Source organism: Protofrankia sp. CiP3, assembly GCF_917627345.1.
GTDB lineage: Bacteria > Actinomycetota > Actinomycetes > Frankiales > Frankiaceae > Protofrankia.
The window spans coordinates 1-3,965 of sequence record NZ_CAKJTM010000199.1 but is presented as its reverse complement, the minus strand read 5'-3'; the positions used below and the strand labels follow the sequence as shown (position 1 = coordinate 3,965).

Genomic DNA, 3,965 nt, shown 5'->3' with positions numbered 1-3,965 from the left:
CATCGCAGCAGGACGGGGGTCCGAACACCGATCCGATCTCCGATGGCCTGCGCGAGCTCGTCGATGAGCTCGCGCAGGCCATCGGGGGTGTGACGAACGCGTTGATGCTCGCCCCGCAGATCGTCGACTGGTTCATCCGACGCCAGCAGCATCAGATCGGCCAGGCTGCGCAGACCGAGCAGGCGGCAACGTGGCTCGCGACGGCGCGGCGGGCGTTGCGGGAGGTGCTGCACCCGGTGGAGGCCACAGCGCTGGGGCTCGGCCCGCCTGCGGCGAATCCATACGCGCCCCCTGGCCCAGCCGCGGCTGCGCCGGTACGGGTCGATCTCTCCAGGCTCGCCGAGACGTTGGATGACGTCTGCGGGGTACTGGGGCGGGATCCGGTAACGGTGCTGCGCGCCGCTTACGGGCCGGGACTGGCTGCTATCGAGGTGGCCAGCTACGCAGCCGAACTGCACCAGCGGCTGCTTGGCCTGCTGACTCTCGAGCAGCGCCAGGCCGCCGAACGAGCAAGGGCGCGGCGTCGGGCGCAGGCCACGGGCCGGGCAGCCAGCCGGGCGGGTGGGGGCCGCACCCGGCGTCAAGGCGGAGGGGACGCCGCTGGTCGAGCGGCTCGCCGCCGGGCGGTTGCCGAGGACGCGATCCGTACCGTGCTGGCCGGTGATCCTGCCCGCGCCGAGACGGTGATCAGTTCGGAGGGGTTCGGAGCGGTGGCTCATCGGCTGGCGCAGGTGTGCCGGACGCTGGGGCTGACGCCAGTGGAGGCCATGGGCCAGGCGGTGTTCATGTTCACTCAGCCGCGGGGGCTGGGTGACGTCAGGATCGACAACGCCGCGGCGGTGGTACATGCCCGGCTGGGCTGGCTGGCCGATCCCCGTGGTATCCCCGACTGGCTGGCCGCCCACCGGGTCAGCTCCCCGGCCCCGGCCGGTACCGGCTGGGACGGCACGATCATCGATGGGGAGGTCGTCCACGCGGAAACCATCGGCGGCCCAGCGCGAACGGCGGGTCGGCTGTCACAGGACCCGGATTCGGATTCGAGGCGGGTGCGGGCCACGGCCTATCCGGGGCCTGTCCGCCCGGGAGCGCGGCCGCCGGGCGGACAGGCCCGGCAGGCGCTGCCAGCGGCGGCGCCTGTCCGGCGAGCGTTGCCCGCTGCCACCAGCCGGGGTCGCTGACCGTCAGCCGTCCAGGACGGGGTGGGTTTTACGGTTCGCTGGGGGTGATTCTTCGGGTGCCGGCGTAGCGGGCGGTCCAGTAGGGGTCGGTCGCCCAGGCAACCGTTTCGACGGTTTTCCCGGTGCGGGGGGCGTGAATCATCTGCCCGTTGCCGAGGGCGATCCCGACGTGGCTGAGCGGCCCGTCGATGTCGAAGAAGATCAGGTCGCCGGGGTGGATGTCGTCGCCGGCCACCGGGGTGCCTTGCTGGTACTGGTCGCCGGTGTAGTGGGGGAGTCGGATCGTGCCACCGCTGGCCTGGTAGGCCGCGTACAGGGTGAGCCCGGAGCAGTCGAACCCGGCGACCCCGGTGCTGTCGGTGCCGGTGGTGGGGCCGAACTCGTTACCGCCGCCCCACACGTACGGGGTACCGGTCCATGCCTGCGCGGCGACGACGACCCGTCCGCCGAAACCGCCGCTGGCAGGCGGGGGCGTGGGGGCGGTGTAGTCGGCGACGGCGGCGATGATCCGGGTGACGTAGTCACGGGTTTCCCCGATGGCGGGGAGGCCGCCGGCGGCGCGCACACAGCTGAGCCCGCAGTTGTAGGCGGCCAGCGCGAGGCGGACGGGGTCACCGGTGAGGCTGCCGTCGGCGATCCCGTCGGCGGCGTCGGCGAGCAGCGCGCACATGAACCGGCCCTGGGCGGTGATCGCGTCGGCGGGGTCGAACGGGCTGGCCGTGCCATTGCCGTCGGCGTCGACGGCCCACGTCGGCCAGGTACCGGGCATGAACTGGGCGATGCCCTGCGCGCCCACGGCGGAGACCGCGCGCGGGTTGAAGCCGGACTCCTGGGCGAGTTGGGCGGCGAGCAGCGCCGGGCTGAGCGGGGGGCAGCGGTCGTCACCAGCACCGGCCACGATGATCCAGTCCTGGTAGGGTGCGGGGACGGCGGCGGCGCGCAGCGGACCGCCAGCGGTGGCGGCCGGGGTGTCGGTGCGGTCGTGCAGGACGGTGACGGCGAGCAGGAGCGTCAGCGGCAGGCCGACCAGGACGGCGGCCGCACCGGCGGCGATCAGGGTGAGGGCACGGCCGGGCATCGGTGGTTCAGCCGCTGGTGGTGTAGGAGTCGACCCGCCACCCGCCGCTGTCGGTGGCCAGCTGGCAGAACACGATCCGGGTCTGGGTCGGGCCGGTCCAGCCGTCGACACCGCGGGGGGTGACGGTGACCCGGACCGCCCGGTGCGCGTCGACCAGGCTGTCGGGGGGCGCTTCGGCGGCCAGCACCGTGGCGGTGACGGTGGTGGCGGCGCGGTGAGCGGCCCACTGCGCCCAGCGGGCGTCGACGTCGACACCGTTGATCGGCTGGGACAGGCGGGCGGTGACGTAGGGGCGGGCCCGGTAATAGGCGGCTCCGGGCCCGGCGTCGATGGCGGTGTCGACGGTGTGGATTGTGGTGGCGAACGCCGCGCACACAGCCGCGGGATCGCCCTGGGGCTGCGACGGCGGGGTGCGCGCCGCTGTCGCAGCCGGGAACACGGCCGGGGCGGGCGAGCGGCCGGTTCCGCCACCGCAGCCGACCACTACGGGCAGCAAAAAAACATGTAAAAGCCACGCTTTTCTCATGGAAAACCCAACCCTTACACCATATATCCCTAATAGGGACAATTTTTTCCTTTTCCCTTATTCTGACGGCACATGTCGCGGCTCACACAAGAGGTGATCATCACGTGTCGGTGCTGGCACGCACCGGCCGTGTCGCACGGCCCCGTCACCGGCGCGCGGGCGTGGACGTCGCTCCCGCTCAGCCATTGCTGGTGGTCGCCGGCTGCCACGGTGGCGCGGGAGCAACCACCGTGGCCACGCTGCTGCAGCCGGCGATCGACATCGGTGTCGTCGCTGACTGGCCCCGGTACGCGGCCACGCGTGGGTTCGCCGGCCGGCCGCTGGTGCTGGTCGCCCGCGGCACCGTGCAGGCGGTAACGGTAGCCGGGCGGGTCACCGCCGCCGCCAACGCCGCCCAGGTCCACCCCGCCGGGCTGGTCGTGGTCGCCGACGGGCCGCTGCCCGAGCCGCGCGGAGTCACCCAGCGGCTGCGGCTGCTGGCCGCGCACACCCCGGTCTACCGACTGCCGTATGTCACCCGCTGGCGTTATGTCACAGATCCGCTGCATGGCGGGATACCCGCGCCGCTGGCGGCCGCGGCCACGGCCGCCCGCAGCGCTTTGAACGCAGAAGGAGACATCCATCCGTGAGCCGGTTCCTGGCCTCGCTGTATCTCGCGGTCGGCGACGCTCCCAGCGCTCTGCCCGCCGACACCCCGGCCCCTGCTGGCCAGCCATCACCCGCCAGCACGCCGATCTGGCGGATCCCCAATCCCGCGCCCGCGGCCCCGACGCAGGTCACCAACGTCACCGACTGGTTCATCGCCCTGGTGAAGTACGGCGGGCTGGTCGCGGGAGTGATCGGCCTGTCGATCTGCGCGATCCAGATGATGATCGGGCGGCGCAACCGGCACGCGATGTCCGCGGACGGCGCGCTCGGGGTGCCCTGGACCCTGCTGGGGGTCTCCCTGATCGCGATGGGGCCGATCCTGCTGTCCACCATCCTCGCCCTCGCCGGCTAGGCGGCCGGGGATGACTGGCGGGCGTCGTTTCTCTTCCGGGGTGCGGATCCTGGCCGGGGCCGGGGCCGGGCTGGTCGCGGTCGGGATCGCCGTCGGGCTGATCCTCGGCAACCGGGGCGGCTCCCCGACGCCGGCCCCGACCGCGGGTACAGCCGGCGTCGCGCCTGCGGCGAGCGGGCCGGT

The 3,965-nt window shown here is 73.0% G+C and carries 4 protein-coding genes and 1 pseudogene; 3 read left to right on the top strand and 2 right to left on the bottom strand.

Annotated elements, in window-relative coordinates; genetic code table 11:
* Nucleotides 1-1,178: pseudogene (locus MJ797_RS26120) on the top strand (hypothetical protein); the annotation flags it as partial.
* Between the two features lie 28 nt (nt 1,179-1,206).
* Here MJ797_RS26120 and MJ797_RS26115 read toward each other — a convergent pair.
* Together MJ797_RS26115 and MJ797_RS26110 are read right to left on the bottom strand one after the other, a co-directional pair.
* Entirely contained in the window at nt 1,207-2,256 is a 1,050-nt protein-coding gene (locus tag MJ797_RS26115; protein ID WP_239342303.1) for a bifunctional lytic transglycosylase/C40 family peptidase, read from the bottom strand.
* Between the two features lie 7 nt (nt 2,257-2,263).
* The gene (locus MJ797_RS26110; protein ID WP_239342301.1) at nt 2,264-2,782 is read right to left on the bottom strand and encodes a hypothetical protein; all 519 of its coding nucleotides are present in this window, start codon (nt 2,780-2,782) and stop codon (nt 2,264-2,266) included.
* 104 nt (nt 2,783-2,886) lie between these two features.
* On the opposite strand from MJ797_RS26110, the gene MJ797_RS26105 reads away from it, so the two are divergent.
* The gene (locus MJ797_RS26105) at nt 2,887-3,411 is read left to right on the top strand and encodes a hypothetical protein (RefSeq protein ID WP_239342297.1); all 525 of its coding nucleotides are present in this window, start codon (nt 2,887-2,889) and stop codon (nt 3,409-3,411) included.
* Nucleotides 3,408-3,782, top strand: a complete 375-nt coding sequence (locus MJ797_RS26100; RefSeq protein WP_239342294.1) for a hypothetical protein — start codon at nt 3,408-3,410, stop codon at nt 3,780-3,782. Before MJ797_RS26105 ends, MJ797_RS26100 begins: the two co-directional genes overlap by 4 nt.
* Nucleotides 3,783-3,965 lie beyond the last annotated feature (183 nt).

What these genes read in the sequence shown, in the direction of transcription:
- MJ797_RS26115 (WP_239342303.1), bottom strand. Translation starts at nt 2,256, where the DNA reads ATGCCCGGCCGTGCCCTCACCCTGATCGCCGCCGGTGCGGCCGCCGTC.
- MJ797_RS26110 (WP_239342301.1), bottom strand. Translation starts at nt 2,782, where the DNA reads ATGAGAAAAGCGTGGCTTTTACATGTTTTTTTGCTGCCCGTAGTGGTC.